Genomic DNA, 4,620 nt, shown 5'->3' with positions numbered 1-4,620 from the left:
GCTGTTCCAGTACGCCGCCAGCGGCTTCCGCGATTTCACCCGCATCGCCGGCAGCTCGCCCGAGATGTGGCGTGACATCAGCCTCGCGAACCGCGATGCGCTGCTCGGCGAACTGGACGCTTATCTCGCTCAATTGACACACCTCCGCGCGCGGCTCGCCGCCGGTGACGGTACCGCGCTGGAGGCGACCTACGCCAACGCCCAGCGTGCGCGCCGCGCGTGGACCGAAGCGATCGAAACCGCGGAACAACCGCCGCGGCCCGATCAGGAATCTGGAAAATGACACAAGCTAAAATCTATCCCCAGCATATCGACCTCGAACCCGTGATGCGCGTGCAGGGCACCGTCCGCCTGCCGGGCTCGAAGAGCATCTCCAACCGCACGCTGCTGCTGGCCGCGCTGTCGGAGGGGACGACGACCATCCACGACCTGCTGGCATCGGACGACACGTCCGTCATGCTCGATGCGCTGCGCAAGCTGGGCATCCAGTGGGAACAGCAGGGCGACCGCACGCACGTCGTGCACGGCGCCGGCGGCAAGCTGCCGGTCGGCCAGGCCGACCTGTTCATGGGGAATGCCGGTACCGCGATCCGTCCGCTGACGGCCGCGCTGGCCGTGATCGGCGGCGACTACACCTTGCACGGCGTGGAGCGCATGCACGAGCGCCCGATCGGCGACCTGGTCGATGCGCTGAACGCCGTCGGTGCCAATATCGGGTACACGGGCAATCCGGGCTATCCGCCGCTGCACATCCGCGCCGGCAACGTCCAGCCGGACCGCATCGCCGTGCGCGGCAACGTGTCGAGCCAGTTCCTGACGGCCCTGCTGATGGCGGCGCCGCTGATGGCGGTCTCGCATCCGGTCACGATCGAGGTCGTGGGCGAGCTGATTTCCAAGCCGTATATCGAGATCACGCTGAACCTGATGCGCCGCTTCGGCGTGACGGTGAGCCAGGACGGCTGGGCGTCGTTCACCGTGCAGCCGGGGCAGAAGTATCAAAGCCCGGGCAGCATCCACGTCGAGGGCGATGCGTCGTCCGCATCGTACTTCCTGGCCGCGGGCGCCATCGCCGGCGGTCCGGTGCGCGTGGAAGGCGTCGGCAAGGATTCGATCCAGGGCGACGTGCGCTTCGCCGACGCGCTGGAACTGATGGGCGCCACGATCACGAAGGGCGACAACTGGATCGAGGCAACGTCGAACGGCGTGCTGAAGGCGATCGACGCCGACTTCAACCACATCCCGGACGCCGCCATGACGATCGCCGTCGCCGCGCTGTACGCGGACGGCACCAGCACGCTGCGCAACATCGCCAGCTGGCGCGTGAAGGAGACCGACCGCCTGGCCGCGATGGCGACCGAGCTGCGCAAGGTCGGCGCGACGGTGGAAGAGGGCCCGGACTACATCCGCGTGACGCCGCCCGAGCTGCTGCAGCCGGCCACCATCGACACGTACGACGACCACCGGATGGCGATGTGCTTCTCGCTGGCTTCGCTGGACGGCGCGGCGCGGCGCGGGAACGCCATGCGCATCAATGATCCGAAGTGCGTGGCCAAGACGTTCCCGGATTATTTCGAAACGTTTTCCGGCATCGCGCAGCACGAGATATCCTGACGTTTTGTTTTGCCGTAGGGTGGGCACGGTGTGCCCACCCTACGCATTCGTAACCACACACYTGTAAATGCCGAACTCGAACATTCCCGTCATAACGATTGACGGCCCGACCGCCTCGGGCAAGGGCACGGTGGCCCACAAGGTCGCCGACCGCCTGGGTTTCCACCTGCTGGATTCCGGCGCCCTGTACCGCCTGACCGCCCTGTGCGCGCTGCGCCGGGGGACCGACCTGCACGACGAACACGCGCTCGCCAAGGTGGCCGAACACCTGAACATCCGCTTCAACGGCGGCCATATCTACCTGGGCACGGAAGAGGTGAGCAATGCCATCCGCCTTGAAGATGTCGGCAACACCGCGTCGAAGATCGCCGCGCTGCCGGGCGTGCGCCAGGCATTGTTCGGCTTGCAACTGAGCTTCCGCCAGACGCCCGGCCTCGTCGCCGACGGGCGTGATATGGGCACCGTCATCTTCCCCGGAGCGCAACTGAAAGTGTTCTTGACGGCAAGTGTTGAGGCGCGCGCGCAACGTCGGTATAAGCAATTGATTGACAAAGGGTTTTCTGCTAACATGGACGATCTGCTGGCGGATTTGCAGGCCCGCGACGCGCGCGATACCCAGCGTGCCGTGGCGCCGCTGGTGCCGGCGGAAGGGGCGCACATCCTCGATACCTCGCGGATGACGGCGGATGAAGCCGTCGAACAGGTGTTGGCCTGGTATGCGCACCCCTGAACAAGAATTTAAGAATTAACCCTGAAGTCGAGGGGGCCGTGAAAGCGGCATTTTTGGGTGCCCGGGGTGTCCCGGGTGTGGTTCAACTTGACCCAGTTCAGATCGCATTTAGCCGGTCTGYTGGCTAACCTTTCAAAACTTATGGCTACTGCAGCAAATCAAGAAACCGGTATGGAAAGCTTCGCAGCGCTCTTCGAAGAGTCGCTGGCCCGTCAGGACATGCGTTCGGGCGAAGTCATCTCCGCCGAAGTCGTGCGTCTGGATCACAACTTCGTGATCGTCAACGCCGGCCTGAAATCGGAAGCTTTCATCCCCATCGAAGAATTCAAGAATGACCAGGGCGAACTGGAAGTCAACGTGGGTGACTTCGTTTCCGTGGCCATCGAATCGCTGGAAAATGGTTTCGGCGATACCATCCTGTCGCGCGACAAGGCCAAGCGCCTGGCGTCGTGGCTGGCCCTGGAAAAAGCAATGGAATCGGGCGAAATCGTCACCGGTACCGTGAACGGCAAAGTGAAGGGCGGCCTGACCGTCCTGACCAACGGCATTCGCGCATTCCTGCCGGGTTCGCTGGTCGACACCCGTCCGGTCAAGGACACGACGCCGTTCGAAGGCAAGACCCTGGAATTCAAGGTCATCAAGCTGGACCGCAAGCGTAACAACGTCGTGCTGTCGCGTCGCGCCGTMATCGAAGCATCGATGGGCGAAGAGCGTGCGAAGCTGATGGAAACGCTGAAGGAAGGCACCGTCGTTACCGGCGTCGTCAAGAACATCACCGACTACGGTGCGTTCGTCGACCTGGGCGGCATCGACGGCCTGCTGCACATCACCGACCTGGCATGGCGCCGTGTGCGTCACCCGTCGGAAGTCCTGTCGGTTGGTCAAGAGATCACCGCCAAGGTCCTCAAGTACGATCAGGAAAAGAACCGCGTCTCGCTGGGCGTCAAGCAACTGGGCGACGATCCGTGGACCGGCCTGTCGCGTCGCTACCCGCAAGGCACCCGCCTGTTCGGCAAGGTCACGAACCTGACCGACTACGGTGCGTTCGTGGAAGTCGAGCAGGGCATCGAAGGCCTGGTGCACGTCTCGGAAATGGACTGGACCAACAAGAACGTGGCACCGAACAAGGTTGTCCAGCTGGGCGACGAAGTCGAAGTCATGGTCCTGGAAATCGACGAAGAGCGTCGTCGTATCTCGCTGGGCATGAAGCAGTGCAAGGCGAATCCGTGGGACGACTTCGGCATGACCCACAAGAAGGGCGACAAGGTCAAAGGTCTGATCAAGTCGATCACCGACTTCGGCGTGTTCATCGGCCTGCCGGGCAACATCGACGGCCTGGTGCACCTGTCCGACCTGTCGTGGACGGAAGCCGGCGAAGAAGCCGTCCGCCGCTTCAAGAAGGGCGACGAGCTGGAAGCCGTCGTGCTGGCGATCGACGTCGAGCGCGAGCGTGTCTCGCTGGGCGTCAAGCAGCTGGAAGGCGACCCGTTCAACAACTTCGCATCGCTGAACGACAAGGGCACGCTGGTCACCGGTACGGTCAAGTCGGTTGAGCCGAAAGGCGCCGTGATCGCCCTGACGGACGAAGTCGAAGGCTACCTGCGCGCTTCGGAAATCGCGCGTGACCGCGTGGAAGATGCCGGCACCCACCTGAAAGTGGGCGACAAGGTCGAAGCCCTGGTCATCAACATCGACCGCAAGGCACGCAGCATCCAGCTGTCGATCAAGGCCAAGGACAACGCCGACACCCAGGAAGCCATGCAGAAGCTGGCTTCGGACAACAGCGCAGCAACCGGCACCACGTCGCTGGGTGCTCTGCTGAAGGCCAAGTTCGATAACAAGGGCTAATACCCGAGGGCTAGCAGATGACCAAGTCCGAGCTGATCAACCGCCTGGCCGAGCGCTATTCTCAGCTGGTGGCGAAAGACGCCGAGTTCGCCGTCAAGACGATCCTCGATGCGATGACCAACGCTCTCGCGAGCGGCCAGCGCATCGAGATCCGTGGGTTCGGCAGCTTTGCCCTGAACAGCCGGCCGCCCCGCATCGGCCGCAATCCGAAGTCCGGCGACAAGGTGATGGTGCCCGAAAAACGGGTGCCCCACTTCAAACCGGGCAAGCAGTTGCGCGAGCGGGTCGACGCGATGGTCGGGCAACCGATCATCGAAGACTGATTCGTCTGCAACAGGCTCACGAAACGGCGTCCGCGAGGGCGCCGTTTTTTTTTGAAAGATGTAACCACGCATTGAAAATTCGGGGTCAGAGCACTTTTTGCCAAAAAG

Annotated in this window: 5 protein-coding genes; all 5 read left to right on the top strand. The window is 63.0% G+C overall.

Annotation, left to right across the window (positions count from 1 at the left end; genetic code table 11):
- A partial coding sequence (locus tag AC1DYX_RS28070; protein ID WP_477265034.1) for a prephenate dehydrogenase dimerization domain-containing protein occupies window positions 1–283 on the top strand: 283 nt, incomplete at its 5' end.
- On the top strand, window positions 280–1,611 hold the full coding sequence (gene aroA, locus AC1DYX_RS28065; RefSeq protein WP_477265032.1) for a 3-phosphoshikimate 1-carboxyvinyltransferase: 1,332 nt from the start codon (window positions 280–282) through the stop codon (window positions 1,609–1,611). The genes AC1DYX_RS28070 and aroA, both read left to right, overlap by 4 nt.
- 67 nt (window positions 1,612–1,678) lie before the next feature.
- Window positions 1,679–2,341 (top strand): (d)CMP kinase, encoded by a 663-nt coding sequence (cmk, locus tag AC1DYX_RS28060; RefSeq protein ID WP_477265030.1) that lies wholly within the window; start codon window positions 1,679–1,681, stop codon window positions 2,339–2,341.
- Between the two features lie 141 nt (window positions 2,342–2,482).
- Complete coding sequence (rpsA, locus tag AC1DYX_RS28055; protein ID WP_477265028.1) at window positions 2,483–4,189, top strand: 30S ribosomal protein S1; 1,707 nt, start codon at window positions 2,483–2,485, stop codon at window positions 4,187–4,189.
- A 17-nt stretch (window positions 4,190–4,206) separates the two neighbouring features.
- On the top strand, window positions 4,207–4,512 hold the full coding sequence (locus AC1DYX_RS28050; protein WP_036237327.1) for an integration host factor subunit beta: 306 nt from the start codon (window positions 4,207–4,209) through the stop codon (window positions 4,510–4,512).
- The last annotated feature ends 108 nt before the right edge of the window (window positions 4,513–4,620 follow it).

Source organism: Massilia sp. P2_C2, from assembly GCF_056404615.1.
Note: the sequence above shows the minus strand (reverse complement) of the source record. Positions and strands in the feature narration are given on the sequence as shown.